The sequence below is a fragment of the Aeromicrobium choanae genome (assembly GCF_900167475.1).
Taxonomy (GTDB): Bacteria; Actinomycetota; Actinomycetes; order Propionibacteriales; family Nocardioidaceae; genus Aeromicrobium; species Aeromicrobium choanae.
The window spans coordinates 2,453,294-2,480,282 of sequence record NZ_LT796768.1; the positions used below are offsets into that span (position 1 = coordinate 2,453,294).

Sequence of the window (26,989 nt, forward strand, 5' to 3'; positions counted from 1 at the left end):
GGGTCCGCTCAGAGCACCTGGCGCAGGTTGGCGCGGGCCAGGTCGACGAGCTCGTCGCCGCGACCCGACATGACGGTGCGCAGGGCGTACAGCGAGAAGCCCTTGAGCTGCGCGGCGGTGACCGACGGTGGCACCGTCACCTCCTGGCGCTCGGTGATGACGTTGACGAGCGCCGGCCCGTCGTGGGCGAACGCCTCGGCGAGGGCGGGCTCGAGGTCGGCCGACCGGTCCACCCGGATGCCACGCAGGCCGATGGACTCGGCCACCTGCGCGAAGTCGGGGTTGTGCAGGCCCGTGCCCCAGTTCACGAAGCCGGCGGCCTTCATCTCCAGCTCGACGAAGTTCAGCGAGCTGTTCTCGAACACCACGACCTTCACCGGCAGCTCCTCCTGGACGAGGGTGATCAGCTCGCCGAGCATCATGGTGAGCCCGCCGTCGCCCGCGAGCGCGACCACCTGGCGGTCGGGGTGGGCCGACTGCACACCGATCGCCTGCGACACGGCGTTGGCCATCGAGCCGTGGCTGAACGAGCCGACCAGGCGGCGGCGGCCGTTCATGTGCAGGTAGCGGGCCGCCCACATGACGGGCGATCCGACGTCGGGCAGGAAGACCGCGTCGTCGGCGGCGAGGCGGTCGATCGTCCGCGCCACGAACTGCGGGTGCTGGGCGCGCCCCTCCTTGACCGGCTCGGCCAGGTCGTCGAGCCTCTCGCGCGTCTTCGCGTAGTGGGACAGGGAGTCGTCGAGGTGCTTGCGCCTCTCCTTGCGGTCGAGCAGCGGGAGCAGCGCCCTGGTGGTGTCGCGCACCGTGCCGACCAGGCCGAGGTCGAGCGGGACGCGGCGGCCGAGCTGCTCGCCCCGCACGTCGACCTGGATGATCGTCGCGTCCGGGTAGAAGTCGGGGTAGGGGAAGTCGGTGCCGAGCATCAGGAGGGCGTCGCACGCCTCGATGGCCCGGTAGCCCGAGGCGAAGCCCAGCAGGCCGGTCATGCCCACGTCGAACGGGTTCTCCCACTCGACGTGCTCCTTGCCGCGCAGGGCGTGCACGACGGGCGCGCCGAGGTGGTCGGCCAGCGTGAGCAGCTCGTCGTGCGCCCCCGCGCAGCCTGCACCCGCGAGGATCGTCACCTTGCCGGCGCCGTTCAGCAGGCCGGCGGCGCGCTGCAGCTCGGCGGGCGAGGGGGTGACGCGGGGCTCGGACTCGCGCACCACCGTGATGGTCTCGTCGTTCGCCTCCATCAGCGCGACGTCGCCGGGCACCACCAGCACCGCGACGCCCTGCTTCTCGATGGCCGCCTGCATCGCGATCCGCATCATCCGCGGCATCTGGGAGGGGCTCGAGACGTGCTCCACGTAGACGCTGCACTCGCGGAACAGCTCCTGCGGGTGGGTCTCCTGGAAGTAGCCGGTGCCGATCTCCGACGTGGGGATGTGCGCGGCGATGGCGAGCACCGGAACGCGCGACCGGTTCGCGTCGTAGAGGCCGTTGATCAGGTGGAGGTTGCCCGGGCCGCAGCTGCCGGCGCACACGGCCAGCCGTCCCGTCGTCGCGGCCTCGCCCGCGGCGGCGAAGGCAGCGGCCTCCTCGTGGCGGACCTGGACCCACTCCACCTCCGACGTCCGCAACGCGTCGGTGAACCCGTTGAGGGAGTCGCCGGGGATGCCGTAGACGCGCTCGACCCCGTTGGCCTCGAGCGTGTCGACGATGTTCTTCGCGATGGTGGCCATGGTCTCGACGCTAGGCCCGGGTGCGACCCTCCGCCACCGCGCGCGACAGCGCCTCCCGGGTCGCCGTGACGCCGGGGGAGTGGGCCGAGGCGCGCCGCGCGGACGTGAAGATCGTGCGGTGCGGGCGGCCCTCCAGCCGGTGCAGCGCCACCGGCGGCTCGCGGTTGAGCCACAGCAGGTCGGGCAGCAGGGCCACGGCGTGACCCGACTCGATGAGGCTGATCTGCGCCTGCAGGTCCGCGGTCTCGTAGCGGACGTCGGGCTCGAAGCCGGCCACCCGGCAGGCCTGCTCGGCGAAGTGCCGTGAGGCGACGCCGGGCGGCTCCATGACCCAAGGCGCGTCCGCGGCCCCGGCGATCGAGGTGATGTCGCCGAACCGACGGCCGGCGGGCGGGACGGCCAGGCGGACCTCGTCGGTGGTCAGGTCGACCGCGTCCAGCTCCGGGTGCCACGGCGTGTTGTGGCCCGGGTACTTCTCGGCGATCACGAGGTCGAACTCCCGTGCCCAGGTCTCGTGGAGGGCCGACTCGGGCTCGCGCTGCGTCATCGTCACGCGCAGGCGGGGGTGCTCGGTCTCCAGGATCGACAGCGTCGCCGGCATCAGCGCCAGCGCGACGGACTGGAACACCGCGAGCCGGAACGTGCCCGTGGCCTCGTCGAGGGAGCCCGCCAGGTCCGACTCGGCCCGCTCCAACCGCTCGAGGACCGCCGACGTGTGCTCGACGAGGATCTCGGCCTGCGGGGTGAGCTGGACGCGGCGACCGACCTTGCGCAGCAGCTCGACCCCGACCTCCTGCTCGAGCAGCGAGAGCTGCTGCGAGACGGACGAGGGCGACTGGTGCAGGGCGGCCGCGACGCTGGCCAGGGTGCCGCGGATCTGCAGTTCGCGCAGGAGGCGGAGGCGGCGGACGTCGAGCATGGAAATCCTTCAGTTAATCTGATCGATACCGGTCACAAAAGATCGCTTTACCTTAACTCGTGGTGCGGCTCACACTGGGATCACGCCCTGATCTCCCCGCTCGGAAGGCCTCCCCGTGATCGACCAGGTGACCCCCGTCCCCGCCCCGCCGACCGCCGACCCGCTGGCCGACGAGTCGGTCGCGCTCGTGCGCCGCTGGCTGGCCGAGTCGGCCCAGGTGCCCGCCGACAAGGCCGGTGCCCAGCTCGCCGGGCTGCTCAAGGACCCCCAGGGACTGGACTTCACGGTGGGCTTCATCGATGGCGTGATCCGCCCGGAGGACCCGAGGATCGCGGCGCGGAACTTCGCCGCCCTGGCCTCCGACGTCCCGGCGTTCCTGCCGTGGCACCTGCGGAACGCCGTGCGCGTCGGCGCGCTGGCCGGACGCGTGGTGCCGCGACTCGTCATCCCGGTCGTGCGACGCGCGCTGCGGTCGCTCGTCGGCCACCTCATCGTCGACGCGACCGAGGCGAGGCTGGGCCGCAGCATCGCGAAGATCCGCCGCGACGGCGTGCGGCTGAACATCAATCTGCTGGGCGAGGCCGTGCTGGGGGAGCGTGAGGCCGCCCGCCGTCTGGAGGGCACGCACGAGCTGCTGGCCCGTCCGGACGTGGACTACGTGTCGATCAAGGTGTCCTCCACCGTGCCGCCGCACTCGCCGTGGGCGTTCGACGAGGCCGTGGACCACGTCGCGGAGAACCTGCTTCCGCTCTACCGCGAGGCCGCCGCGGCCGCGACGCCGAAGTTCATCAACCTGGACATGGAGGAGTACCACGACCTCGACCTGACGATCGCGGTCTTCACCAGAATCCTCGACACCCCGGGCCTCGAGGATCTCGAGGCGGGCATCGTGCTGCAGGCCTACCTGCCCGACTCGGTGGGCGCGATGATCCACCTGCAGGAGTGGTCGGCCGCGCGCCGGGCGCGCGGAGGCGCGGGCATCAAGGTGCGCGTCGTCAAGGGCGCCAACCTGCCGATGGAGCGCGTGGACGCGGCGATCCACGGCTGGCCGCTCGCGACCTGGTCGACGAAGCAGGAGTCCGACACGAACTACAAGCGCGTGCTCGACTACGCGATGCAGCCCGAGCGGATCGCCAACGTGCGCATCGGCGTGGCCGGGCACAACCTGTTCGACCTCGCCCACGCCTGGCTGCTGGCGGGTCACCGGGGCGTGCGCGACGGGGTCGAGATCGAGATGCTGCTGGGCATGGCGCAGAGCCAGGCCGAGGTGGTGCGTCGCGACGTGGGCGGGCTGCTGCTCTACACGCCCGTCGTGCACCCGAAGGACTTCGACGTCGCGATCGCCTACCTGATCCGCCGCCTCGAGGAGGGCGCGAGCCACGACAACTTCATGTCGGCCGTGTTCGAGCTCAACGACGACAGCGAGCTCTTCGAGCGTGAGAGGAATCGCTTCCTGGCCTCGCTGGCAGCGCTGGACGACTCGGTGCCCGCGCCGAACCGCACGCAGGATCGCTCCGCTCCCGTGGCCGAGACCGAGCCCGGCGCGCCGTTCGAGAACACCCCAGACACCGACCCGTCGCTCCCGGCCAACCGGGCCTGGGGCCGGCAGATCCTGGCGAAGGTCCCGGGCTCGACGCTCGGCGAGGACCTCGTCGCGGAGCACACGCTGACCGACGCCGACACGCTGGAGTCGGTGCTCGCGTCGGCCGTCACCGAGGGGGAGGCCTGGGGCCGCCGTCCCGCCGCCGAGCGCGCCGAGATCCTCGAGCGCGCCGCACTCCGCCTGGAGCAGCGCCGCGCGGACCTGCTGGAGGTCATGGCCTCGGAGGCGGGCAAGACGCTCGACCAGGGCGATCCCGAGGTGTCCGAGGCGATCGACTTCGCGCGCTACTACGCGCACCTGGCACGTGGGCTGGGCTCGGTCGACGGCGCCACGTTCGTGCCGTCGCGGCTGACCGTGGTGACGCCGCCGTGGAACTTCCCGGTGGCGATCCCGGCAGGCTCCACGCTCGCGGCGCTGGCCGCCGGCTCCGCCGTGGTGATCAAGCCGGCGCCGCAGGCCGCGCGCTGTGGCTCGGTCATGGTCGAGGCGCTGTGGGAGGCCGGCGTGCCGCGTGAGGTGCTGCGGCTGGTGCACGTGGAGGAGTCGGACCTCGGGCAGCGGCTCGTGTCCGACCCGCGCGTGGACCGGCTGATCCTGACGGGCGCCTACGAGACGGCCGAGCTGCTCCGCAGCTTCCGTCCCGACCTGCCACTGCTCGCCGAGACGAGCGGCAAGAACGCCATCGTCGTCACCCCGTCGGCCGACTTCGACCTCGCCGCCAAGGACATCGCGGCGTCAGGCTTCGGCCACGCGGGGCAGAAGTGCTCGGCCGCATCGCTGGTGATCCTCGTCGGCTCGGTCGCGTCCTCGAAGCGCTTCCGTGAGCAGCTGGTCGACGCCGTGTCGTCGCTGACCGTGGGCTGGCCGTCGGACCCGGAGACGCAGATGGGCCCGCTGATCGAGCCCGCGAGTGGCAAGCTGCTGCGCGGGCTGACCACCCTCGACGCGGGGGAGTCGTGGCTCGTCGAGCCGCGGAGGCTCGACGACGCCGGCCAGCTGTGGTCGCCCGGCATCCGCGCGGGCGTGAAGCGCGGCTCCACCACGCACCTCACCGAGTATTTCGGCCCGGTGATGGGCCTCATGACCGCCGAGACGCTGGAGGAGGCCCTCGAGATCCAGAACCAGGTCGACTACGGCCTCACCGCCGGGCTCCACGCGCTGGATCCCGAGGAGATCGCGGTCTGGCTGGACGGGGTGCAGTCGGGCAACCTCTACGTGAACCGCGGCACCACCGGCGCGATCGTGCGCCGCCAGCCGTTCGGCGGCTGGAAGAGGTCGGCGATCGGCGCGGGCACGAAGGCGGGCGGACCGCACTACCTCTTCGGGCTCGGTGAGTGGACGTCCGCGCGGTCGTCGGCCGTCGCGAGTCCGGAGCCGCGGGCCGAGCGGCTGCTGCGGGCCGCGCGCGAGGCACACCTCCCGGCGGACGACCTGGATTTCCTGGAGCGCGGCTTCCGCAGCGACGCGGAGGCGTGGCGCGAGGAGTTCGGCGTCGCCCGCGACGTCTCGGACCTCTCCGTCGAGCGGAACATCCTGCGCTACGTCCCGACGCGGGTGCACGTGCGCCTGGCTGACGACGCCCGGCTCGTCGACGCGCTGCGCGTGTTCGGTGCCGGCCTGACGTCCGGCGCGCCGCTGCAGGTGTCGTCGGCGATCGACGTGCCCGAGGCGGTCCGCACTACGCTGCGCGCGTTCGGGGTCTCGGTGATGATCGAGGACGACGCCACCTGGATCGCGATGGCGTCGCGTCTCACGAACGGCCGGGTCCGCCTGGTCGGCGGAAGCCGCTCCGCGGTGGCCGAGGCGACCGGCGGCAAGCCGGACCTCGCGATCTACGCGAGTCGCCCCACCGAGGCTGGCCACGTGGAGCTGCTCCCGTTCGTGCACGAGCAGGCCGTCAGCATCACGGCGCACCGCTTCGGCACGCCGAACCACCTGACCGACGACCTCGCCTGACGAGCCGTGGTCGTGAACACACCCACCCCGATTTGGGCTCGCGGTAACCCTCCGGTAATGTTGTCCGAGCAACGCGGGGTGGAGCAGTTCGGTAGCTCGCTGGGCTCATAACCCAGAGGTCGCAGGTTCAAATCCTGCCCCCGCTACCAGAAGATCAGGCCCGGAAATCCAACGGATTTCCGGGCCTGATGCGTGGTGAGGCTGTGGTGGGCCGCTGCCGTCAGAAGCTGATGGCAGCGCAGGGCGACGGCGAGGAGCATTGCGGCCGTGAGAGCAGCGACCGCGTGGCAGCGAAGGAGCTGGCCACAGATCGCCCACGACGGTGGTCCGCTCCAGCCCCAGGCGCTCGGGTCGCCCGACACGCACGGGGTGTCGGTCAACCGAGCCCATGATCCCGCGACCGGCGACCTCAGTCACGTCGTGCACGTTGCCGTTGGTGGAGAGCCGAGAGATCGCGCGGCCGACCGGGTGGTTGGCGTGGTGTTCCAACGCGCCTGCGAACCACCGGAGATCGCGGTCACCGTCCGGCTTGACGGGATCCACGGCAACGACCTTGAGATCACCGGTGGTGATGGTGCGCTGCTTGTCGGAGGCCCCACGTGGAGTCAGTGGTCGGCGAGCGACTGGGTCAGCGGATCTCGATCGCGGTGACGATAGCGGCGCTCTATCACCGCATCAGGCCGATGAGCCTTCCTCGACGCCCGATGGCTCACGAGACTGGGGGCCACGCCAGTCCGCCGTGCACTGGCCATCCCCGAAGAGGCATCCGATGACGAACATGACGCAGCACGCCGACGCCTACGATGTCGCCGGCCGGGTAGCCGTGATCACCGGCAGTGGCCGCGGAATCGGCCGCGCGTGCGCCCTGGACCTGGCGCGCTCGGGTGCGAACATCGTTCTGACGTCGCGAACGGTGGCCGAGCTCGACGAGGTCGCCGCCGAGATCGAGGCCCTTGGCAGCTCTGCGCTGGTCATCCCCGGGGACGTTGCCGACTACGAATCGTGCAGCCGCATGGCCCAGACCGCGTTCGACGCCTTCGGTCAGATCGACATCCTGATCAACAATGCCGGCGCTGGCGGCCCCTGCACGGTCGCCGACTCCGATCCCTCGGTCTGGGCCGGCATCATCTCGCTGAATCTGATCGGCCCCTTCAACATGACCCACGCCGTGTTGCCGCACATGATCAAGGCCGGCAGCGGCCGGATCGTCATGATCGGCTCGGGACTCGGGCACAACGCGGTGGCGGGCCTCTCGGCCTATGGCGCTTCAAAGGCCGGCTTGAGCCACTTGACCAAGATCCTCGCCGATGAGGTCTGGGCTCACGGGATCGATGTGAACGAGGTCGTCCCGGGTCCCGTCATCACCAAGCTCACCGAGGGTCTCGTCGCGGTCGGCGAAGCGCCGGACGGGTTGCCCAGCGAACGCGTGAAGACGCCAGAGGAAGTCGGAGATCTGATCGGCTGGCTGCTGCGACAACGCGTCGGCGGCCCCACGGGTCAGATCTTCAGTCTGGCGCGCCGGTCGCTCTAGATTCCAACCCCGCGTCACGAGCGATCGATCAGCTGCTGCATGGCGTCGGGGTAGCGGTTGCCCTGGACCGCGATGCTGCCCGAGGCGCTCGAGAGCTCGGCGAGGTCCTCGTCCTCGAGCACCAGGGACGCGGCACCGAGGTTCTCGTCGAGGCGCTCGATCCGCCGGGTACCCGGGATCGGGACGATCCACGGCCTCTGGGCCAGCAGCCAGGCGAGGGCGACCTGGCCCGGAGTGGCGCTGCGGCGTTCGGCGATCACGGTGACGACGTCGACGAGGTCCAGGTTCTTCGCGAGCGCCTCCGGGGAGAAGCGCGGGAGCCCGGCGCGGATGTCGCCCGTCCCGAACGTGGTCTCGCGGGTGATCTGTCCCGTCAGCAGGCCGCGGCCCAGGGGACTGAACGGGACGAAGCCGATGCCCAGCTCCTCCACCGTCGTGAGGACGGAATCCTCGGGCTCGCGCCAGAATAGCGAGTACTCGCTCTGCAGGGCCGTGACCGGCTGCACGGCGTGCGCACGGCGGATCGTGGTGGGTCCGGCCTCGGAGAGCCCGAAGTGGCGGACCTTGCCGGCCTCGATCAGTTCCTTGACGGTGCCGGCGACGTCCTCGATCGGCACGGTCGGATCGACCCGGTGCTGGTAGAGCAGGTCGATCACGCCAGTGCGTAGACGCCGCAGCGAGCCGTCGACAGCCGCCCGGATGTGCTCGGGCCGGCTGGAGACGCCGGTCTGCTTGCCGTCGTCGTCGAACGCGAACCCGAACTTCGTAGCGATGACGACGTCGTCGCGAACGGGCTCCAGCGCCTCGCCGACGATGTCCTCGTTCTCGTACGGGCCGTAGACCTCGGCCGTGTCGAAGAGGGTGACGCCCCGCTCGAGGGCTTCGCGCAGGAACGCGATCATCTGTGGGCGGGCGGGGGAGGGGCCGAAGCCCTGGCTGATGCCCATGCAGCCGAGGCCGATGGCGGAGACTTCGAGGCCGGATGCTCCGAGGGTGCGGGTCGTCATGAGAGGCGGTTCTCCTGGGTCGAGTCGGTGGGAGGTCGTGCGGTCCAGCTCGCGAGCAGGGCGAGGGCCTGCTCGGCTTCGCTGTCCGGCGGCGCGGTGTAGACGTTGAGGCGCTGGCCTTCGTCGGCTGGTAGGTCGAACGCCTCGAAGTCCAGCTCAAGGTCGCCGACGAGCGGGTGATGGAGTCGCTTCGTCCCGGCGCGGTGGTGGCGGACGTCGTGGGCGGCCCACAGCTGGCGGAAGGTCTCGCTGCGTGTCGACAGCTCGCCGATGAGCTCGGTCAGCTCCTTGCTGAAGGGATCGCGACCCGCCTCGGCGCGCAGGTAGGCGACCGAATCGCGCTGGATGCGGGAGAAGTCGGTGAAGAACTCGTGCGCGTCCGGAACCAGGAAGACGTACCGGGCGCTGTTCGGGTCGTCGCCGAGCGCGTCGTACAGCGGGCTGTACAGCGCTCTGCCGAGTTCGTTCGCGGCGAGCACGTCGAAGCGGCCGTTGCGCACGTAGGCCGGGAAGGGCATCAGCTCGAGCATCCGCTGGATCGTCGGCCGGACCCGCCGGCGCGTCGGCTGGCGGCGGCTGGGCTTGCGGGTCGCGCTGGTCTGCACGAGTCGGAACAGGTGGTCGCGTTCGGCCTCGTCGAGCTGGAGGGCGTGGGTCAGTCCGTCGAGAACACCCTCGGACACGGCGCCGACATTGCCGCGCTCGAGTCGCGTGTAGTACTCCACGCTGATGCCCGCCAGAAGGGCGACCTCCTCGCGGCGTAACCCGGTGACGCGGCGGTTCGCGCCGTAGACGGGGAGACCCGCCTGCTCGGGGGTGATCCTGGCGCGGCGAGTGGTGAGGAAGTCGCGCATCTCTTCCTTCGGCGTCATGCCACCACGGTACGAGTCCGGAGCGCGCCAGCCAGTCCCTGCGAGTACCCGTCTCATCAGGGACTCCCGCGCACACGGGGAACCTCGTTGACTGAGGTCATGCGAACCCTTCACCCGATCCTCGCGGGCCACGTCCGCGCCGTCGGCATCGCGACGCGCGCGGGTCAGGGGCTGGCGTTCGCCCCCTTGACGCCTGCCGGAATCGCCCGCGTCGCCACCGAGGATGCCGGGGCCGCCTCCGGCCTCGTCAACACCGCTCACCAGCTCGGCAGTGCGGTGGTCCTGGCGATCCTCGTCGCCGTCTCCGCCGGCGCCGGAGCGGCGCTGTCCGAGCAGGTGCGAGCCGCCCTGATCGGTAGCAGTGTGTTGATGGGACTCTCGCTGCTCGCGGCCATCGTGCTCGTGCTGCCCACACGCAGCCTGAGGGCTGCCTCACCTCTCGTACCGACCGAGGAGAACGCATGACGTCATGGACACCGGACGAGCTGGAACGCATCGGCGAGGCGGAGGAGCTGCACATCGCCTCCCGCCGCAAGGACGGCACGCTGCGTCCCTTCATCATCATCTGGGTGGTGCGCGTCGACGAGGACGTCTACGTCCGCTCGGCCTACGGCACGGACAACCCGTGGTACCGCCGTGCAGTCGCCAGCGGGACGGGGCGCATCCGGGCCGGCGGGCTCGAGCGAGACGTCACGTTCGCCACTCCCGACGGGAGTCTGCACCAGGCCATCGACTCGGCCTATCACGCCAAGTACGACCGGTACGGCCCCGCAATCGTCGGCTCGGTCACCGGGCCGGGCGCGGCCGCAGCCACCTTCCGACTCGACCCCACCCACTGAAAGGACGTGCGCATGCACACCGTCACCCTCAACAACGACGTCGAGATGCCGATCCTCGGCTTCGGCGTCTACCAGGTCCCGCCCGAGGAGACCCAGGCCGCCGTGGAGGCTGCACTGGCCGCTGGCTACCGCCACATCGACACCGCCGCCGCCTACGGCAACGAGGAAGGGGTCGGAGCGGCGATAACCGCCAGCGGCATCGCTCGTGACGAGCTGTTCCTGACGACGAAGCTGTGGATCCAGCACAACCCGACGGGGAGGGTGGAGGACGACACGAAGCGTGCCTTCGCGACGTCCCTGCAGAAGCTCGGGCTCGATCGGGTCGACCTCTACCTCATCCACCAGCCGTTCGGTGACTACTACGCCGAGTGGCGGGCGATGCAGGAGCTGAACTCGCAGGGAGTGGCTCGCGCGATCGGCGTCTCGAACTTCCACCCCGATCGACTGATCGACCTCATCGACCACAACGAGATCACGCCCGCGGTCAACCAGATCGAGACCCACCCGTTCCACCAGCGGCACGTCGATCAGCAGTGGATGCGCGACCGTGGCGTGCAGATCGAGTCCTGGGGACCGTTCGCGGAGGGTCAGCACGGGATCTTCACCGACCCGGTCCTCAGCTCCATCGGCGAGTCGTACGGCAAGTCGCCCGCGCAGGTCGTCCTGCGCTGGCTCATCCAGCGCGACGTCGTCGTCATCCCAAGTCCGTTCGACCCGAGCGGATGGCCGAGAATATCGACTTCTTCGACTTCGCGCTGAGCGAGGAGGACATGAGCCGGATCGCCGAGCTCGACCGGGGCGAGAGCAGCTTCTTCGACCACCGGGACCCCGAGCGCGTGGCCTGGTTCGGCTCGCGCTCGATCGGCTGACGCGTGGCGGGTGACTCGATGGACCGACGGCGTCTGCTGACGCTGTCGGCCACCGCGGCGGCGGGTGTGGCGCTCGGCGGCTGCAGGGGAGGCACCGGTCGGAGCACCGGTTCGCCGTCGGTCTCCCCGTCATCGAGATCGTCCGCCTCGGCGAAGGCGTCCGTGCTCGTGGCCTACTTCTCGCGTGCCGGGGAGAACTACAGCTACGGTGACCGCGTCTGGCTCGAGACCGGCAACACCGAGGTGGCGGTGCGGATGATCGCCGACACGATCGACTGCGACGTCCATCGCATCGAGGCGGCGGACCCGTACCCACGCGAGTACGACCCGACCGTCGCGCGCAACAGCCGCGAGCAGGATGACGACGCCCGACCCGAGATGGCGGGCGCCTCGCCCGACCTCACCGGCTACGACGTCGTGATCCTCGCCAGCCCGATCTGGGGGAGCCGGGCACCGATGATCATGTCGACCTTCACCGAGGCGCTGGACTTCACGGGGAAGACCGTTCATCCGTTCACGACGCACGCGATGAGCGGGCTGGGCTCGACGGAGCGCGACTACGCGGAGACCTGCCGTGGCGCGGAGTTCGGTGAAGGACTGGCAGTCCAGGGCGAGACCGTCCGCGACGCCCGGCCCGAGATCGAGGACTGGTTGAAGCAGGCCGGCCTGATGAGCTGAGTCTTCTCCGCGTCAGACGTTGCGACGGTACTGGCCCCCCACCTCGAAGAAGGCTTCGGTGACCTGCTGGAGTGAGCAGACGCGCGCGGCGTCCATGAGGACGGCGAACACGTTCTCGCGGGTCGCGGCGGCCTCCTTGAGGCGGGTCAGCGCGGCCTCGGCCTCGTCGCGGTGCTGCTGCTGGAACTCGCGCAGGCGACGCAGCTGGGACTGCTTCTCGTCCTCGGTCGCGCGGGCCAGCTCGAGCTTCTGCGGGACGTCGTCACCGTGGGGGTTCTTGAAGGTGTTGACGCCGACGATCGGCAGCGAGCCGTCGTGCTTGCGGTGTTCGTAGAGCATCGACTCGTCCTGGATCCGGCCGCGCTGGTACCCGGTCTCCATCGCACCGAGCACGCCGCCGCGCTCGCTGATCGCCTCGAACTCGCGCAGCACGGCCTCCTCCACGAGATCGGTGAGCTCGTCGATGACGAACGAGCCCTGCAGCGGGTTCTCGTTCATGGCCAGGCCCCACTCGCGGTTGATGATCAGCTGGATCGCGAGCGCGCGGCGCACCGACTCCTCCGAGGGGGTCGTGACGGCCTCGTCGAACGCGTTCGTGTGGAGGCTGTTCGCGTTGTCGTAGATCGCGATGAGCGCCTGCAGGGTCGTGCGGATGTCGTTGAAGTTCATCTCCTGCGCGTGCAGGGAGCGGCCCGACGTCTGGACGTGGTACTTCAGCTTCTGGCTGCGCTCGTTCGCGCCGTACTTCTCCTTCATCGCGATCGCCCAGATCCGGCGCGCGACGCGGCCCATGACCGAGTACTCGGGGTCCATGCCGTTGCTGAAGAAGAACGACAGGTTCGGGGCGAAGTCGTCGATGTCCATGCCGCGCGCGAGGTAGGACTCGACGTAGGTGAATCCGTTGCTCAACGTGAACGCGAGCTGGCTGATGGGGTTCGCCCCGGCCTCGGCGATGTGATAGCCCGAGATCGAGACGGAGTAGAAGTTCCGGACGCCCTGGTCGATGAACCACTGCTGGATGTCGCCCATCATCCGCAAGGAGAACTCGGTGGAGAACAGGCACGTGTTCTGGCCCTGGTCCTCCTTGAGGATGTCGGCCTGCACGGTTCCGCGGACGTTCTGCAGCGCGAAGGTGCGCAGCTCGGCCGCCTCGGCCTGCGACGGGTCGCGTCCCTCCCGTTCGCGGAAGGCGTCGACCTGCTGGTCGATCGCGGTGTTGAGGAAGAAGGCGAGCACGGTCGGCGCCGGGCCGTTGATGGTCATCGAGACGCTGGTGGACGGCGAGACCAGGTCGAAGCCGTCGTAGAGGGTCTTCATGTCGGTCAGCGACGCGACCGAGACGCCCGAGGTGCCGACCTTGCCGTAGATGTCGGGGCGCTCGTCGGGGTCGCGTCCGTAGAGGGTGACCGAGTCGAATGCCGTCGACAGCCGGGTGGCCGGCTGGCCCTCGCTGAGCAGCTTGAAGCGCCTGTTGGTTCGGAACGGGTCGCCCTCGCCGGCGAACATGCGGGCTGGGTCCTCGTTGTCGCGCTTGAACGTGAACACGCCTGCCGTGTACGGGAAGAACCCGGGCAGGTTCTCCCGCCGCCAGAACCGCACCAGGTCTCCGTGCGCGCGGTAGCGCGGAAGGCTGACGCGGCGGACCTGGTTGCCCGAGAGGGTCTCGCGCGCCAGCGCGAACCGGAGCTCGCGGTCGCGCACCTTCACGACCTGCTCGTCGCCGGAGTACGACTCCACCACCGCGGGCCAGGCGTCGAAGGTGTCACGCACGTGCGCGGGCAGCTCGTCGAGCGCCCGGCGGGCAGCCTGCTGGACCGCCTCGTCATCGGGCAGCATCGCCGCCGCCGTGGCCAGGTGCTGAGCGCGATCGGCCTGGTCGGCGAGCTGCTCGGTCTCGGCATGGAAGCCGCGCACCGTCTCGGCGATCTCCGCGAGGTACCGGATGCGCTGCGGCGGCACCAAGTGGTGTTCGTCGGTCGAGTGCCGCACGTTGACCGCGGGCAGGACACCGGGCTCCAGCCCCAGCACGTCGCGCAGCTCCTGGTAGAGCGCGGTCACCCCGTCGTCGTTGAAGTGCGCCGCCGAGGTGCCGAAGACCGGCATGTCCGCCGGCTGCTTGCCGAACGCCTCGCGGTTGCGCACCAGCTGGCGGCCCACGTCGCGCAGGGCGTCCTTGGCGCCGCGGCGCTCGAACTTGTTGATCGCCACCACGTCGGCGAAGTCGAGCATGTCGATCTTCTCCAGCTGGCTCGCCGCTCCGAACTCCGGCGTCATGACGTAGAGCGACCGGTCGACGAACGGCAGGATCCCCGCGTCGCCCTGGCCGATGCCCGGCGTCTCGACGATGACCAGGTCGTGACCGGCCGCCTTGAGGACGTCGATCACGTCGCCGAGGTGCTCGGGGACCTCATGGCTGCCCCGGGTCGCCAGCGACCGGAACGACACCGGGCCACCGAGGGCGTTCATCCGGATGCGATCGCCCAGCAGCGCTCCGCCGCCCTTGCGCCGCGTCGGGTCGATCGCCACGACCGCCACGCGCAGCTTGTCGGCATGGTCGATCCGCAGCCGCCGCACCAGCTCGTCGGTCAACGAGCTCTTGCCCGACCCGCCGGTGCCCGTGATGCCCAGAACGGGGGTCGTGGAGCGGGCGGCCGCCTCCGCGATCGCCTGCGCCAGCGGAGCCGGCAGCCGGCCCGACTCGGCCGCCGTCACGGCCCGCGACACCGCGGCGCTGTCACCGGCCAGCACCGCGTCGGCTGCAGGAACGCCGAGCTCCGTCAGGTCGACGTCGCACTCCTCGATCAGCTGGTTGATCATCCCCACCAGCCCGAGGCGCTGACCGTCCTGCGGGCTGAAGATCCGCACGCCCGCTTCACGCAGTCGCGCGATCTCCTCGGGCACGATCACCCCGCCACCGCCCCCGTAGACCTTGATGTGGCCCGCGCCGCGCTCGGCCAGCAGCTGGACGAGGTACTCGAAGTACTCCACGTGGCCGCCCTGGTACGAGCTGACCGCCACGCCCTGCACGTCCTCCTCGACCGCCGCGTCGACGATCTCGGCCACCGAGCGGTTGTGCCCGAGATGGATCACCTCGGCGCCCTGGCTCTGCAGGATGCGCCGCATGATGTTGATGCTCGCGTCGTGGCCGTCGAACAGGCTCGACGCGGTGACGAAGCGAACGGGATGCGTGGGGGCGTGCATGAAGTCCTCGATTAGTAGGATGTCCTAGTATCAATAGTAGGACATCCTAGTAATTTGGGAAGGCCTCGTGCGGACCCAGATGAGAGGTGCAGCGGCCGTGCTGGGACCGTGAGTGTGTGGCCCGAGGTGTTGCATCCCCGTCTCCCGCGCTCGTGTGGGGCTGGTCGGCGGCGCTGCGCGGCGCGATCCTCGCGGTCCCGGCGGTTCTCGTGGCAACCCGCGATGTCCAGCTGGCCGCGGTGCTGGCCATCGGGGTGATCCCGGCCGCGTGCGTCCCGTTGCCCGCGACTCGACGGGCCCGTCTGCGGCCCGCCGTGCTGGGAGCCCTGGCGGCAGCCTCGCTGTTCGTGGGATCGGTCCTGGCGGAGTCGCCGCCGCTGGCGGTCGTCGGGATCTTCGTGTTCGCCGTGGTCGCGTCCCGGGCAGCGGTCGGGCGTCCGCTGGGTGCGGTGGCCCTGAGCCTGTGCCTGCCGCTGGTGGGGGTCGGCCTGAGCCTGTCCAGCATCGCGGTCGGCGCGACCCTGGCGGCCGTGGTCCTCGGCGGGAGCGTCTACGCGTTCCTCGTCTCCCAGCTGTGGCCTTCGCGTCCGAGCAGTGGGACACCGGCTTCCCTCGCCTCGCCCGGCGCGGCCAGCCTCCGGAGCTTCGGGTACCGGGCCGGGCTCGCTGGAGCCATCTGCGCCGGGACGGGCTTCGCCCTCGGCCTGGAGCACGTGGGCTGGGCGACGGGAGCGGCGCTGCTGGTCATGCGGCCGGCCCCGGCCGTCCAGCAGGCGCGTTCGGTGGGGCGGATCGTCGACGTGGTGCTGGGCGCGGCCCTGTCCATCGGGCTCGTCACGAGTGGTGCGCCGGCGGGAGTGGTTGCCGCCGCTCTGGGGATCGCGGTCATCTGCGCGACGGCGACGGCTGGCAGCCGGTGGTACGTGGTGCCGGCCTTCACCACCTTCATCGTGTTCGTGCTGCTGCTCTCCCACGCGCCGGACCAGGCGCAGGAGAGATTCTGGGAACGCGTGCTGGAGACGGGATTCGGCATCGCCGTGGCGGCGCTGGTCGGCTACTGGACCCTCCCGCGGGTGCGACGCCCTAGCTCGAGGCGTGCGGGTTGATCGCCGTGGCGGTGAAGAGCCCGGTCAGGCAGTGCTCTCCCTCCAACGAGTCGCGGTAGACGTCGGCCGCGGCGACCATCGTGCGTCCCACTGGTCCGACGAGGCGTCCGACGGCGACGAGCCGGTCGCCGTGGGCGGGCCGGAGGTGGTGGGCCTCGATCGCGGTGGTCGCGACGATCTGGCCGGACGCGACGACCGAGGCGAAGGTGGCTCCGACGGCGGCGAAGTCGGCCAGCATCGCGACGACCCCGCCCTGGCAGTGGATGCCTTCGAAGGTGAGCTCGGGCCTCACGGGCATGCTGACGATCGTGCGTTCCGGCGCGGTGGACTCGACGACCAGGCCGAGCAGGCGCGCGATCGGCATCGCCTCGATGGCTTCCGCGACACGGGGGAGCAGCTGAGTCATGTCCGTAACATATCAACGATACAGAACCTACGATAGACCCATGGCCCGACCTCGTACCCGCACCGATGCACTGGCGCACGAGATCCGTGACGCCGCGCTCGAGATCGTGAGGAGCGAGGGGGCGGGCGCCCTCACCACCCGCCACGTGGCCCGTGGCGCCGGCACGAACATCGCCGCCCTCAACCAGCTCTTCGGCGGTCGTGAGGGTCTGGTCAACGCCGTGGCGCTCGAAGGATTCGAGCTGCTCGCGGCTGTCCTGCCTTCGGCCACGGACGACGTGCGCCACGGGCTGATGGAGTACGCCGACGCCTGCCGGCGCTTCTCCCGTGCCGAGCCGGCGCTCGCCGAGCTGATGTTCATGCGGCCTCTTGCGGGACCGATTCCATCCGGGCATGGCGCCTTGAAGTGCCGGCAGGTGGTCATCGACACCCTGCAGGCCTCGAACGAGGCCGACGCCGACGCCGTCGAGACCGACGCGATGGCGTTCGCCGCGCTGCTCGCGGGCCTCACCGTCCAGGAGCGCCACGGACTGCTCGGCCGGACGGAGGAACGACGGGACGAGGTGTGGCGAGCGGCCGTCGAGGTGTTCGCCGCGGGCGTGCTCTCGGGGCGATGAGACCAGGCCCGGAGTCCGCGGACTCCGGGCCTGATGCGTGACGCAGGGAAGGGTCAGACGAGCTCGGCCACGGCGGTGCGAGCGGCCTCGTCGATCGTGTCGGCGACGACTCCGGCCTGGGTGAGGAAGAGCGCGTGGCTCGCGGAGACGTTGGTGATGCGGGCCCCGATCCGCGTCGCCATGTGCTGGAGCATGGCCTGGTCGAAGGCCTTGTCCTCGGTCGCGATGACGGCCCAGCTCGGGACGTCGTGCCACGCGGCCTTCGTGACGGGCTCCTCGAAGGAGGCCATGTTGATCGGGACCTGCGAGTCGGCCAGGAAGGCGGCGTCGGCGTCGCTCGTGTCGTGGGCGAAGCCGGCCTTGAACGCGGCGCGGTCGAGGCGGCCGAAGCCGTCGTCGCTGACCTCGATGACGAACTCGGGGGTCGCGGCGAAGCCCTCGTACTGCTGCGCGCTGGTCTCGCCGGTGTCGGGGACCAGGGCGGAGACGTAGACGAGGCCGGCGACGTTCGGGTGCGTGCCCGCCTCGGTGATGACGGTGCCGCCCCAGGAGTGACCCACCAGGATCGCGGGGCCGTCCTGCTGGTCGAGGACGCGGGTGGCGGCCGCGACGTCGTCGGCGAACGACGTCAGCGGGTTCTGGACGATCGAGACGCGGTAGCCGCGCTCGGTCAGGTTGTCGTACACGCCGCGCCACCCGGAGCCGTCGGCGAAGGCGCCGTGCACGAGGACCACGTTCTTGATCTGCGAGAGCTGTGCGTTCATGGGAGTGCCTCTTCCGTCACATCGTGATAACGTTTATCGCGATAAGTAAAGACTGCGGTGTCGCGGTCGAGGTGTCAAGAGGTCGACGAAAGAAAGTTCTCGCGGTTATGATTATCGCGATAGGAAGGGTTCACATGACTGCAGCGACCAGCACGCCCGCGACTCCGCTGGAGGATCAGCTCTGCTACTCGATCTACTCGGCGGGGATGGCGATCCAGCGGATGTACAAGCCGTTGCTCGACGAGCTGGGGCTGACCTATCCGCAGTACCTCGTGCTCAGCGTCCTGTGGCGCGAGGACGAGCAGACCGTCAGCGCACTCGCCTCGAGTCTCGCGCTGGAGTCCAGCACCCTGACTCCGTTGCTGAAGCGCCTCGAGGCCGGGGGACTCCTCACGCGCCGGCGCAACCCCAGCAACGAGCGACAGGTCATCGTCGCCCTCACCCCGCAGGGCGACGCGCTTCGCGAGCGGGCCGGATGCCTCGGCTCGGCGCTGCTCGAGTCCTCGGGACGCACCCCGGAGGAGCTGGCTCAGATCAACGAGCAGATCCGGTCCCTGCGCGACACGATCTACGCGACCGCCTCCGCCTGCACCTGGGACGCGCCGATCTGACCGGCCGCCGAGGGCCGACCACGGCGAGAGTCAGCCGAAGTCCATTCCCCCGAGGTCCTTCGCGGGCCTCCGATCGGGCAGCCGCAGCATCCGCAGGGAGTTGAGCAGGCCGAGCAGGCCGGCGATCAGCGGCACCAGGAGGGCGAGCTGGAGCGAGAGGTTGCGGGCGCCGTCGTTGATGGCGAGGACCTCGGCCTCCACGGCGGGGGGCTCGCCGGTGATCTGCTCGGCGAGCTGGGTGTTGCTCATCACCTCGGCGTCGTTCTCGAGAGCGGCGGCGATCTGCTGCTGCTGCGCCGACGGGATGACGTCGCTGTTCTCGGTCATCTGGGTGAAGCTGACCGACAGGGCCGCGAGCATGATGCCGCCGGCCATGGCGAGGCCGAAGGAGAGTCCGAACGACCCGGCCGCCGAGTTGACGCCGGCGGCCTCGCTGACCCGCTCCTCCTCGACGGGCGCGAGCGTGTAGTTGTTGAGCTGGGACACGAGCAGCCCCAGGCCACAGCCCGCGAGGGCGAGGGGGATGACGAGGTACCAGCCGCTGTCCACTCGTGGGACGAACGCGATGATGATCGCGATCCCGAGGCTGGTCAGCACGAAGCCGTCGCGGATGATCGAGGCGGGACGCCGGCCGCCGGCCTTCCGGCCGGCGAGGACGGCCGCGACGAACATGGTCAGTGACAGCGGGGCCAAGGAGAGTCCGGCTTCGAGGGCGTTGTACTCGAGCGTCATCTGGAAGAACAGGGGCAGAGCGATCATCGCGCCGCCGAGCGTGACCTGCTGGAGGAGCTGACCCGAGACGCCGGCAGTGAAGTTCGGGTGCCGGAACAGGTCCGGGTCGAGCAGGGGGACCTTCTGCTCGCGCTTGCGCTTGATGAGCCACCGCGTGAGCAGCACGAGCGCGGCGGCGCCGACCACCATCAGCAGGCCGACGTACTCGCCGCCCTCCTGCCACACGAGGATCCCGAGCACGACCCCGCCCATGCCGACGACGGACAGGACGGCGCCGACCGGGTCCACCTGTCGTGAGCCCGTGTAGGGAACGTCGCGGACCAACCGGATCTGACTCAGGACGATGCCGATGATGACGACCTCCAGTGCGAAGCCGACCCGCCACGAGAGGTAGGTCGTGACGAACCCGCCGAGGAGAGGGCCGATCGCGGCCGCGATGGCGGCCGCGGCGCCGACGAGCGCGTACGCCTTCTTCTGCGCCGCGCCCGTGAAGTTGCCGTGGATCAGCGACTGCATGGCCGGCAGCAGCAGCGAGGCCCCCAGCCCTCCGATGATCGCCCAGAAGACGACGATCGCCGTGAGGCTCTGGGAGAGGGTCATCGCCAGCGCCCCGACGGCGTACGCCACCAGTCCCAGGACGTAGGCGCGCTTCCGTCCGATCAGGTCGCCGACCTTGCTGTTGATCAGGATGAACGCGGCCGAGACCAGTGCTTCGAGCGCGATGGCGGACTGCACCCCGCTGGCGGTGGTGTCCAGGTCGTCGATCACGGCGGAGATCGACACGTTCATCAGGGACGTGTCGACGACCAGGACGAACATCGCCGCCGCCAGCAGCAGCATCAGGCGGGTGCTTCCGGCGTGCTCGGCTTCGACGCCCTCGTCTGGACTCGTGCTCATCTCGGCATGCTGGCACGCGGGTGGTCCACCGTCAGGGCGACAGGACCTCCTCGACCGTGATCGCGGAGTGGCCCACGGCCGCGGCGACCGCGGCGTTCGTCAGCTTCCCGTCGTGGGTGTTGAGGCCCTGCGCCAGACCGGTGTCGGCTCGCATCGCCTCGGTCCAGCCGTGCTCGGCCAGGGCGATCGTGTAGGGCAGCGTCGCGTTGGTCAGGGCGTACGTCGACGTGTGGGGAACCGCCCCGGGCATGTTGGCCACGCAGTAGAAGATCGAGCCGTGGACGCCGAAGGTCGGATCGGCGTGCGTCGTCGGGCGCGAGTCCTCGAAGCAGCCCCCCTGGTCGATCGCGATGTCGACGAGGACCGACCCCGGCTTCATTCGTGACACCAGCTCGTTGCTGACCAGCTTCGGTGCCGCCGCGCCCGGCAGCAGCACGGCGCCGATGACCAGGTCCGCCTCGAGGACCTGCTGCTCGATCGCGAGCCTCGACGAGGCGAGGCCGTGCACGCGGTTGTCGTACCTCCAGAAGCTCATCCTGAGCTTGTCGAGGTCGGTGTCCAGGAGGGTCACGTCGGCGCCCATGCCGAGGGCGATGTTCGCCGCGTTCTGCCCGGACACCCCGGCGCCGATGATGACCACCTTCGCGTTCGCGACACCACCGACGCCGCCGAGCAGCACCCCTCGACCGCCCTCGGCCCTCATCAGCGCGTGCGCGCCGACCTGGGGCGCGAGGCAGCCGGCGACCTCGCTCATCGGGTACAGCAGCGGGAGCCCGCCGTTCGCCCCGGTGACCGTCTCGTAGGCGACGCCGGTGACCTTCCGCGCGAGCAGCTCCTCGGTCAGCGGCCGGTCGGCGGCCAGGTGCAGGTAGGTGAAGAGCAGCTGGCCCTCGCGCATGCGGTGGTACTCCTCGGCCACGGGCTCCTTGACCTTCAGCACGAGGTCCACGCCACCGTCGGTGCCCCAGGCGGACTCCGCGTCGTCGACGATGGTTCCGCCGGCCGCGACGTAGTCCTCGTCGCTGATCGACGAGCCGACGCCGGCCCCGGTCTGGATGACGACCGCGTGACCGCGGCTGGTCAGCTCGCGCACGCCCAGGGGCGTGATCGCCACCCGGTACTCGTGGTTCTTGATCTCCTGGGGAACACCGATCTTCACGGCATCAGCCTCTCGTCGTCGTGACACGCCTCACGCTACGCCGAGTTCGGGTGGTCCATGTCCCGTTGACCTCGAGGGCCGCCGTCGCACCGGGGCGGGCTCAGGCCAGCAGCGCGGCGAGCTTGTCCTTCGCCCGGTGGCCCGGCTTCGTCCCCTCGACGATGCAGGCGATGGACGAGGAGTGCTCGGTGCGCAGCGGCAGGATCGCCTGGTAGCCGTCCGAGTCGTACCAGTCCTGTGCCGCCCGGGCGCTCGGGAACTCGATGACGACCAGGTCGCCGTCCCACGTGCCCTCGGCCGCGGTCAGCTGGCCCCCGTGCACGATGAATCGGCCGTCGTAGGGGGCGAGGGTGTCGTCGATCCGCTCGAGGTACTCGATGATCTCCGGACCGAAGTCCAGCTCGCGGAGGTAGGCGATGGCGTAGGCCTTGGTGGTGCTCATGGTGTGCTCCGTTCGTCGGTGATGGGTCGATCACACCTGACTCGGCGGCGAACGTCGATGACTTCGCAGGTCATGGCCGCGATGCCCTCGCCTTGGCTAGATTGGCGCTCGTGAGCACCTCCGCCGGCACCCTGATCCGCGAGTGGCGGCAGCGCCGCCGGCTCTCGCAGCTCGAGCTCGCGAACCGCGCCGAGGTGTCGACCCGGCACCTCAGCTGGATCGAGACCGGGCGCAGCCGGCCCACCAGCACGATGGTGGTGCGCCTGTGCGACCAGCTCGAGGTGCCGCTGCGCGAGCAGAACCAGGTGCTGCTGGCCGCGGGTCACGCACCGTCCCATCCCGAGCGTGCGCTGGGCGACCCGTCGATGGCCGAGGTGAACCGTGCCCTCGAGGCGATCCTCGCCGCACACCATCCCTACCCGGCGCTCGTGGTCGACCGCCGGTGGGACCTGGTCGCCGCGAACGACGCGCTGTACGCGCTGCTAGCCGGGGTCGACGCCGACCTGCTCGAGCCGCCGGTGAACGTCATCCGGCTGTCCCTGCATCCCCGTGGGCTCGGCGGGCGGATCGCCAACCTCGACGAGTGGCGGGCCCATCTCGCCGAGCGGCTGCACCGTGAGCACGCGGCGACGGCCGACCCGTTCCTCGCGGAGCTGTACGACGAGGTGACCGCGGGCGGCATCGCTCCGGTGGACTCGGCCGCCCTCGTCGTCCCGCTGCAGCTGCGCACCGAGGATGGCGAGGTGCTCACCTTCATCTCGACGACCACGGTCTTCGGGACCCCGCGCGAGGTGACCCTCTCCGAGCTCGCGATCGAGGCGTTCTACCCCGCCGACGAGCAGACGCGGCGCCTGCTGGGCTGAGGCCGCGTCACTCGGGTGCAGCGAAGTGCTGGAAGTCGGGCTCGGGCCAGCGCCCGCCCCACGTCCAGCCGATCCGCTCGAACGCGTTCACGACCACGTCGCCGTCGTGGATGACGCCGGGCGCGGTCTCGGCACCGGGGGAGCGGTCGACGCCGGCGAACGGTGCCCCGGCGCGCGGCAGGATCTGGCCGTCCGTGACGTACGGGTTCTGCACGGGGTTGAGGTCCACGGCGTCGCCGAACGCATGACGCGACCAGTTCGGCTGCCCCAGCACGCGCCGGCAGTTGAAGCCCGACGTGTTGTTGGCGGCCATCGAAGCGTCGTCGTCACCGCCGTAGTCGCTCACGAGGCGCATCCGCTCGATGGGCCACCGCGCTTCGTAGAGCTCGCGGAAGACCGTGAGGAGGTCGTTCGCGTGGTCGACGTGCACGGCCAGCTCGCCCTCGCGTGCCCGGCCGTCGAAGCCCACGTGCGTGACCCGCAGGTAGCGCAGGGAGGCCAGCGGGACCGGGCACATGGCCGGGTCGTGGCTGCTCGCCATCCGGCTGGCGAGCGCGGCCCCGATCGGCTCGACGGAGCCCTCGAACGGTGGCAGCTCCGTGCCCGCCTCGACGGTGTCCTCGGCGCCCACGGGCCTGAGGCTCGTGCAGGCGCGGTGTGCCTGCCAGCGCTCCTGCGCGGCGGTCGCGGCCGCTCCCCGCAGCGCGCGGGCCGGCGCTCCCCGCTCCGGCATGAGCCCGGGCACCCACTCCTCGCCGACCAGCTCGTCGCCCCGGAACCGCAGTCTCAGGACGCCCGTGTCGGCGTTCCTGCCGTGGTACCAGTGGAAGTTCCCGAGCCCGTAGCTCACGTAGGTGTCGCCGAGGAGGCCGCTGCCGAGGAGCGTGTGCGAGTGGGAGCCCGCGACGACGTCGGCTCCGGCGTCGGCCAGTGACTTCGCCAGCGTCACCTGGTCCTCGGTTGCGCACGTCGCGCCCTCGGCGCCCCAGTGCAGCTGGACCACCACCAGGTCAGCACGCTCGGCCGCGGCGCGGACCTCGGCCAGCAGCCGGTCGGTGCGCGGCACGCGCGCCGCGGCGATGCCGCCCCACGTCGGCCCGGCCGCCCAGATCGGGTCGCGGCTCTCGCGGGTGGACGCGTCCGCCGCGAGCACGGCGACGGCGATCCCCTTCACCTCGAACTCCTGCGCGCGGAAGGCCTCGTCGGCGTCCCGGCCGACGCCGACCACCCGGACGGGACCGCGTCGGCCGGCGCGCAGGGCATCGCGGACGCCCACCCCTCCGTAGTCGCCGGCGTGGTTGTTCGCCAGCGACACGACGTCGACGCCGGACCGGGCGAGCACGTCGAGAGCCGCCGGAGGGGTGCGGAACCAGTAGCGGGCCGACGGGGTCTCCAGCTCCTTGCGAGCGCGGGAGCCCCGGGCGGTCAGCGCGCTCTCGAGGTTGACGATCGCCAGGTCCGCCTCGCGGAGCGCGGCCGACAGGGGACCGAGCGTGCTGCCGGGCTGGGTGACGAGCCGGGCGAGGCGACCCTCGAAGTGGACGTCGCCGGCGAACGCCAGCGTCACCTCGGGCCGGGGGAGGGTGTCCGCCTCCTCCGCGAAGAGCGTGTCGCGCACCGCCGCGCCCTCGTCGGACGTGGAGGTCAGCCACGCCGCCAGCGAGGCCGCGACGAGCAGCGCCAGCGCGATGGCGGGCAGCGGCTCACGGCGCACGGGGCACCTCCCAGGGAAAGACCTCTCCGACCAGCATGGCACCGCAGCGAATCAGGAGCCTTCGGTGATCTCCGCGAGGCCGCCGATCACGCGGGTCAGGCCCCAGTCCCACGCGCGCTGTGCGTCGAAGGGACCCTGCATGCTCTCGCCGGCGGCACGACCGACCCGCTGGGCCAGCGCGAGATCAGGACCGAGGTAGGTGGCGAGCGGCCCGGCCGCCCGCTCCCACTCCTCTGCCATGTCCACGGCGGCGGACGCCTGCGCCATGCGGGACGCCGTCGCCCGGGCGAAGTCCAGCACGAACGCGAGGGCCGCGTCGCGGTCGAGGTCGCCGAGGCCGGTGTCGTCGAACGCATGCAGCTCGTGGTCGTACTTCGCGACGGTGCCGGGACCCAGTGCCGTGCGCGGATCGTCGACGTCCAGCAGCCAGGGTCGAGCCCGCAGCAGCTCGAGGTTCGCCTCGGCGACGCGTCGCACGCGAGTGCGCCACCGCGCGCGCCCGAACGGCGAGAGCTCCATCTCGGCGTGGGCTCGGTCGGCCATCAGCACGAGGAGGTCGTCCCGGCTGTTGACGTGTGTGTAGATCGACATCGTCGTCAGCCCGAGCGACTCCGCGACCGCCCGGATCGTCACCGCCGTCAGTCCGCGCTGGTCGGCCAGGGCCAGCGCGTGGGCGACGACGTCGTTCGTCGAGTGGGTCGCACGGGGCCCGCGCCGGCGCGGCGGGGGAGCGTGCGGGCTCTCCCGCCACAGCAGGTCGATGAGGGGTCTCGGCATGGGAATCGATTCGTGGTCGGACGCGTTACCTTGTACGTCGTACACAGTTTATCCCAGGAGGCACCCATGAAGATCACCCAGACCGCCGTGTCGCTCAACGTCCCGGACGTCCCGGCGTCCGCGGACTTCGCCCGCGCCCACTTCGGCTACACCGAGGCGATGTCCGCCGAGGGCTTCGTCTCCCTCCAGCACCCCGACGCCGGGTCGAACCTGATCTTCCTCGCCACGGGCCTGCCCACGTTCAAGCCCGCGGAGGCGGCTGGCTCCGCGGGTGACGGGCTGCTCCTGGCCTTCGTCGTCGAGGGCCTCGACGACGAGTTCCGGCGCATCGCGGACGCCGGCGCGCGCGTGGTGACGGCGCCGGAGACCGAGCCGTGGGGCGAGCGCTACTGCCAGTTCGCCGACCCGAACGGGATCATCTGGCAGCTCGTCGAGTGGGTCGCCTGACGGCGCTCGCCCACGCCCGGTTCAGGCCCTGGCGGAGGAGCGGCGGCGCAGCTCCAGACGCGCGATGCTGCGCTTGTGGACCTCGTCGGGGCCGTCGGCGAGACGCAGGGCGCGCTGGTGGGCGTAGTAGGTCGCCAGCGGGAAGTCGTTCGTCACGCCGGCACCACCGTGGACCTGGATCGCCCGGTCGATGATCTTGAGCGCCATCTCGGGTGCCTTGACCTTGATTGCGGCGATCTCGGTGCGGGCCTGCTTGTTGCCGACGGTGTCCATCAGCCACGCCGTCTTCAGCACGAGCAGCCGGGTGGCCTCGATCTCGATGCGGGCCTCGGCGATCCAGTCCTGGATGTTCGCGCGCTCGGCGAGGGGCTGGCCGAAGGTCACGCGGGACTGTGCCCGGTCGATCATCAGGTCCAGCGCCCGCTCGGCCATGCCGATCGAGCGCATGCAGTGGTGGATCCGGCCCGGGCCGAGGCGGGACTGGGCGATCATGAAGCCGTCGCCCTCGCCGGCCAGCAGGGCGGTCTTGGGGACGCGAACGTCCTCGAACAGGACCTCGGCGTGGCCCTCGCGGTCGAGGTAGCCGAAGACCGGCAGGCCACGCACGATCGTGATGCCCGGCGTGTCCTTCGGGACGACCATCATCGACTGCTGGCGGTGGGTGGCCGCGTCGACGTTGGTCTTGCCCATGACGATGAACACCTCGCAGTTGGCGTGCAGCGCGTTCGAGGCGAACCACTTGCGGCCGTTGAGGACGTACTCGTCGCCGTCGGCCACCATCGCGAGCTCGACGTTCGTGGCGTCGGAGCTGGCGACGGCCGGCTCGGTCATGCAGAAGGCCGACGCCATCTCCCCGGCCAGCAGCGGCTCGAGGTACTTCTCCTGGTGCTCCTCGGTGCCGAAGAGGGTCAGGATCTCCATGTTCCCGGTGTCCGGGGCGTTGCAGTTGATCGCCTCGGGCGCGATCTCGGGACTGCGACCGGTGATCTCGGCCAGGTGTGCGTACTGCACGTTGGTCAGGCCGGCGCCTCGGTCCCCGTGCGGGAGGAAGAGGTTCCACAGACCCTGGTCCTTCGCGACCTTCTTCAGGGACTCGAGGATCGGCGGGTGGAAGTTCGGGTCGCCGGACTCGTCCATCTCGCGGCGGTAGACCGGCTCGGCCGGGTAGACGTGCTCGTCCATGAAGGCGGTGAGTCGCGCGACGTACTCGCGCGTGGTGCTGTCGGGGGTGAAGTCCATGGTCTCGTTCCTTG

General features: G+C 70.5%; 23 protein-coding genes, 1 tRNA gene and 1 pseudogene. 12 read left to right on the top strand and 13 right to left on the bottom strand.

Features of this window, described 5'->3' with window-relative positions; genetic code table 11:
* Positions 1-8: 8 nt before the first annotated feature.
* Both poxB and B5D60_RS11790 read right to left on the bottom strand, forming a co-directional pair.
* Positions 9-1,727 carry a ubiquinone-dependent pyruvate dehydrogenase gene (poxB, locus tag B5D60_RS11785; protein WP_078700342.1) on the bottom strand — a complete coding sequence of 573 codons (1,719 nt, stop codon included), beginning with the start codon at positions 1,725-1,727 and terminating at the stop codon, positions 9-11.
* A 10-nt stretch (positions 1,728-1,737) separates the two neighbouring features.
* Entirely contained in the window at positions 1,738-2,646 is a 909-nt protein-coding gene (locus B5D60_RS11790) for a LysR substrate-binding domain-containing protein (RefSeq protein WP_078700343.1), read from the bottom strand.
* Between the two features lie 115 nt (positions 2,647-2,761).
* Between B5D60_RS11790 and B5D60_RS11795 the strand changes: the two genes are divergently transcribed.
* The 3 genes from B5D60_RS11795 (at position 2,762) to B5D60_RS11805 (ending at position 7,736) form a co-directional block, all read left to right on the top strand.
* Positions 2,762-6,205 carry a bifunctional proline dehydrogenase/L-glutamate gamma-semialdehyde dehydrogenase gene (locus B5D60_RS11795; protein WP_078700344.1) on the top strand — a complete coding sequence of 1,148 codons (3,444 nt, stop codon included), beginning with the start codon at positions 2,762-2,764 and terminating at the stop codon, positions 6,203-6,205.
* 72 nt (positions 6,206-6,277) lie between these two features.
* Positions 6,278-6,354, top strand: a tRNA-Met gene (locus B5D60_RS11800).
* 620 nt (positions 6,355-6,974) lie between these two features.
* Positions 6,975-7,736, top strand: coding sequence for an SDR family NAD(P)-dependent oxidoreductase (locus B5D60_RS11805; RefSeq protein ID WP_172806347.1), 762 nt, complete (start codon positions 6,975-6,977; stop codon positions 7,734-7,736).
* 14 nt (positions 7,737-7,750) lie between these two features.
* On the opposite strand, the gene B5D60_RS11810 is transcribed toward B5D60_RS11805, so the two are convergent.
* Both B5D60_RS11810 and B5D60_RS11815 read right to left on the bottom strand, forming a co-directional pair.
* Complete coding sequence (locus B5D60_RS11810) at positions 7,751-8,743, bottom strand: aldo/keto reductase (protein WP_078700346.1); 993 nt, start codon at positions 8,741-8,743, stop codon at positions 7,751-7,753.
* On the bottom strand, positions 8,740-9,615 hold the full coding sequence (locus B5D60_RS11815; RefSeq protein WP_078700347.1) for a helix-turn-helix transcriptional regulator: 876 nt from the start codon (positions 9,613-9,615) through the stop codon (positions 8,740-8,742). Before B5D60_RS11815 ends, B5D60_RS11810 begins: the two co-directional genes overlap by 4 nt.
* A 99-nt stretch (positions 9,616-9,714) precedes the next feature.
* Between B5D60_RS11815 and B5D60_RS11820 the strand changes: the two genes are divergently transcribed.
* The 4 genes and pseudogenes from B5D60_RS11820 (at position 9,715) to B5D60_RS11835 (ending at position 12,001) form a co-directional block, all read left to right on the top strand.
* Positions 9,715-10,080: an MFS transporter gene (locus B5D60_RS11820; RefSeq protein WP_078700348.1), complete on the top strand. Its 366-nt coding sequence runs from the start codon at positions 9,715-9,717 to the stop codon at positions 10,078-10,080.
* A complete protein-coding gene (locus tag B5D60_RS11825; RefSeq protein WP_078700349.1) occupies positions 10,077-10,454 on the top strand; it encodes a DUF2255 family protein in 378 nt (125 codons plus the stop codon). Before B5D60_RS11820 ends, B5D60_RS11825 begins: the two co-directional genes overlap by 4 nt.
* Before the next feature lie 6 nt (positions 10,455-10,460).
* Positions 10,461-11,323, top strand: a pseudogene (locus B5D60_RS11830) (aldo/keto reductase).
* Between the two features lie 18 nt (positions 11,324-11,341).
* Entirely contained in the window at positions 11,342-12,001 is a 660-nt protein-coding gene (locus B5D60_RS11835) for a flavodoxin (RefSeq protein WP_078701412.1), read from the top strand.
* Positions 12,002-12,013: 12 nt separating this feature from the next.
* Here B5D60_RS11835 and icmF read toward each other — a convergent pair whose 3' ends face one another.
* Positions 12,014-15,202 carry a fused isobutyryl-CoA mutase/GTPase IcmF gene (icmF, locus tag B5D60_RS11840; protein ID WP_172806348.1) on the bottom strand — a complete coding sequence of 1,063 codons (3,189 nt, stop codon included), beginning with the start codon at positions 15,200-15,202 and terminating at the stop codon, positions 12,014-12,016.
* Between the two features lie 209 nt (positions 15,203-15,411).
* On the opposite strand from icmF, the gene B5D60_RS11845 reads away from it, so the two are divergent.
* Positions 15,412-16,308 carry an FUSC family protein gene (locus B5D60_RS11845; RefSeq protein ID WP_172806349.1) on the top strand — a complete coding sequence of 299 codons (897 nt, stop codon included), beginning with the start codon at positions 15,412-15,414 and terminating at the stop codon, positions 16,306-16,308.
* Here B5D60_RS11845 and B5D60_RS11850 read toward each other — a convergent pair.
* On the bottom strand, positions 16,286-16,714 hold the full coding sequence (locus B5D60_RS11850) for a PaaI family thioesterase (RefSeq protein ID WP_078700352.1): 429 nt from the start codon (positions 16,712-16,714) through the stop codon (positions 16,286-16,288). The genes B5D60_RS11845 and B5D60_RS11850 overlap by 23 nt on opposite strands.
* A 40-nt stretch (positions 16,715-16,754) precedes the next feature.
* Between B5D60_RS11850 and B5D60_RS11855 the strand changes: the two genes are divergently transcribed.
* Positions 16,755-17,330, top strand: a complete 576-nt coding sequence (locus B5D60_RS11855) for a TetR/AcrR family transcriptional regulator (protein WP_172806350.1) — start codon at positions 16,755-16,757, stop codon at positions 17,328-17,330.
* 53 nt (positions 17,331-17,383) lie between these two features.
* Here the strand turns inward: B5D60_RS11855 and B5D60_RS11860 are convergent, their stop codons facing one another.
* A complete protein-coding gene (locus tag B5D60_RS11860) occupies positions 17,384-18,094 on the bottom strand; it encodes an alpha/beta fold hydrolase (RefSeq protein ID WP_078700354.1) in 711 nt (236 codons plus the stop codon).
* Between the two features lie 134 nt (positions 18,095-18,228).
* Between B5D60_RS11860 and B5D60_RS11865 the strand changes: the two genes are divergently transcribed.
* A complete protein-coding gene (locus B5D60_RS11865) occupies positions 18,229-18,705 on the top strand; it encodes a MarR family winged helix-turn-helix transcriptional regulator (RefSeq protein ID WP_078700355.1) in 477 nt (158 codons plus the stop codon).
* A gap of 30 nt (positions 18,706-18,735) precedes the next feature.
* Here the strand turns inward: B5D60_RS11865 and B5D60_RS11870 are convergent, their stop codons facing one another.
* The 3 genes from B5D60_RS11870 to B5D60_RS11880 form a co-directional block, all read right to left on the bottom strand.
* Entirely contained in the window at positions 18,736-20,334 is a 1,599-nt protein-coding gene (locus B5D60_RS11870; RefSeq protein WP_078700356.1) for an MFS transporter, read from the bottom strand.
* A gap of 31 nt (positions 20,335-20,365) precedes the next feature.
* Entirely contained in the window at positions 20,366-21,493 is a 1,128-nt protein-coding gene (gene ald / locus B5D60_RS11875; RefSeq protein ID WP_078700357.1) for an alanine dehydrogenase, read from the bottom strand.
* A 100-nt stretch (positions 21,494-21,593) separates the two neighbouring features.
* The gene (locus tag B5D60_RS11880) at positions 21,594-21,935 is read right to left on the bottom strand and encodes a DUF1330 domain-containing protein (protein ID WP_078700358.1); all 342 of its coding nucleotides are present in this window, start codon (positions 21,933-21,935) and stop codon (positions 21,594-21,596) included.
* Between the two features lie 110 nt (positions 21,936-22,045).
* Between B5D60_RS11880 and B5D60_RS11885 the strand changes: the two genes are divergently transcribed.
* Positions 22,046-22,798 (top strand): helix-turn-helix domain-containing protein, encoded by a 753-nt coding sequence (locus tag B5D60_RS11885; RefSeq protein WP_231948731.1) that lies wholly within the window; start codon positions 22,046-22,048, stop codon positions 22,796-22,798.
* A 7-nt stretch (positions 22,799-22,805) separates the two neighbouring features.
* On the opposite strand, the gene B5D60_RS11890 is transcribed toward B5D60_RS11885, so the two are convergent.
* Entirely contained in the window at positions 22,806-24,512 is a 1,707-nt protein-coding gene (locus B5D60_RS11890; protein ID WP_172806351.1) for a CapA family protein, read from the bottom strand.
* Between the two features lie 51 nt (positions 24,513-24,563).
* Complete coding sequence (locus tag B5D60_RS11895) at positions 24,564-25,289, bottom strand: TetR/AcrR family transcriptional regulator (protein WP_078700361.1); 726 nt, start codon at positions 25,287-25,289, stop codon at positions 24,564-24,566.
* 66 nt (positions 25,290-25,355) lie between these two features.
* Here B5D60_RS11895 and B5D60_RS11900 point away from each other — a divergent pair, with 66 nt between their 5' ends.
* The gene (locus tag B5D60_RS11900; protein ID WP_078700362.1) at positions 25,356-25,736 is read left to right on the top strand and encodes a VOC family protein; all 381 of its coding nucleotides are present in this window, start codon (positions 25,356-25,358) and stop codon (positions 25,734-25,736) included.
* A gap of 21 nt (positions 25,737-25,757) precedes the next feature.
* On the opposite strand, the gene B5D60_RS11905 is transcribed toward B5D60_RS11900, so the two are convergent.
* A complete protein-coding gene (locus tag B5D60_RS11905) occupies positions 25,758-26,975 on the bottom strand; it encodes an acyl-CoA dehydrogenase family protein (protein ID WP_078700363.1) in 1,218 nt (405 codons plus the stop codon).
* Positions 26,976-26,989: the final 14 nt, after the last annotated feature.

What these genes read in the sequence shown, in the direction of transcription:
- B5D60_RS11805 (WP_172806347.1), top strand. Translation starts at nt 6,975, where the DNA reads ATGACGAACATGACGCAGCACGCCGACGCCTACGATGTCGCCGGCCGG.
- B5D60_RS11860 (WP_078700354.1), bottom strand. Translation starts at nt 18,094, where the DNA reads ATGAACGCACAGCTCTCGCAGATCAAGAACGTGGTCCTCGTGCACGGC.
- B5D60_RS11810 (WP_078700346.1), bottom strand. Translation starts at nt 8,743, where the DNA reads ATGACGACCCGCACCCTCGGAGCATCCGGCCTCGAAGTCTCCGCCATC.
- B5D60_RS11835 (WP_078701412.1), top strand. Translation starts at nt 11,342, where the DNA reads ATGGACCGACGGCGTCTGCTGACGCTGTCGGCCACCGCGGCGGCGGGT.
- B5D60_RS11855 (WP_172806350.1), top strand. Translation starts at nt 16,755, where the DNA reads ATGGCCCGACCTCGTACCCGCACCGATGCACTGGCGCACGAGATCCGT.
- B5D60_RS11880 (WP_078700358.1), bottom strand. Translation starts at nt 21,935, where the DNA reads ATGAGCACCACCAAGGCCTACGCCATCGCCTACCTCCGCGAGCTGGAC.
- B5D60_RS11905 (WP_078700363.1), bottom strand. Translation starts at nt 26,975, where the DNA reads ATGGACTTCACCCCCGACAGCACCACGCGCGAGTACGTCGCGCGACTC.
- B5D60_RS11850 (WP_078700352.1), bottom strand. Translation starts at nt 16,714, where the DNA reads ATGACTCAGCTGCTCCCCCGTGTCGCGGAAGCCATCGAGGCGATGCCG.
- B5D60_RS11825 (WP_078700349.1), top strand. Translation starts at nt 10,077, where the DNA reads ATGACGTCATGGACACCGGACGAGCTGGAACGCATCGGCGAGGCGGAG.
- B5D60_RS11820 (WP_078700348.1), top strand. Translation starts at nt 9,715, where the DNA reads ATGCGAACCCTTCACCCGATCCTCGCGGGCCACGTCCGCGCCGTCGGC.
- B5D60_RS11815 (WP_078700347.1), bottom strand. Translation starts at nt 9,615, where the DNA reads ATGACGCCGAAGGAAGAGATGCGCGACTTCCTCACCACTCGCCGCGCC.
- B5D60_RS11900 (WP_078700362.1), top strand. Translation starts at nt 25,356, where the DNA reads ATGAAGATCACCCAGACCGCCGTGTCGCTCAACGTCCCGGACGTCCCG.
- B5D60_RS11865 (WP_078700355.1), top strand. Translation starts at nt 18,229, where the DNA reads ATGACTGCAGCGACCAGCACGCCCGCGACTCCGCTGGAGGATCAGCTC.
- poxB (WP_078700342.1), bottom strand. Translation starts at nt 1,727, where the DNA reads ATGGCCACCATCGCGAAGAACATCGTCGACACGCTCGAGGCCAACGGG.
- B5D60_RS11790 (WP_078700343.1), bottom strand. Translation starts at nt 2,646, where the DNA reads ATGCTCGACGTCCGCCGCCTCCGCCTCCTGCGCGAACTGCAGATCCGC.
- icmF (WP_172806348.1), bottom strand. Translation starts at nt 15,202, where the DNA reads ATGCACGCCCCCACGCATCCCGTTCGCTTCGTCACCGCGTCGAGCCTG.
- B5D60_RS11870 (WP_078700356.1), bottom strand. Translation starts at nt 20,334, where the DNA reads ATGAGCACGAGTCCAGACGAGGGCGTCGAAGCCGAGCACGCCGGAAGC.
- B5D60_RS11895 (WP_078700361.1), bottom strand. Translation starts at nt 25,289, where the DNA reads ATGCCGAGACCCCTCATCGACCTGCTGTGGCGGGAGAGCCCGCACGCT.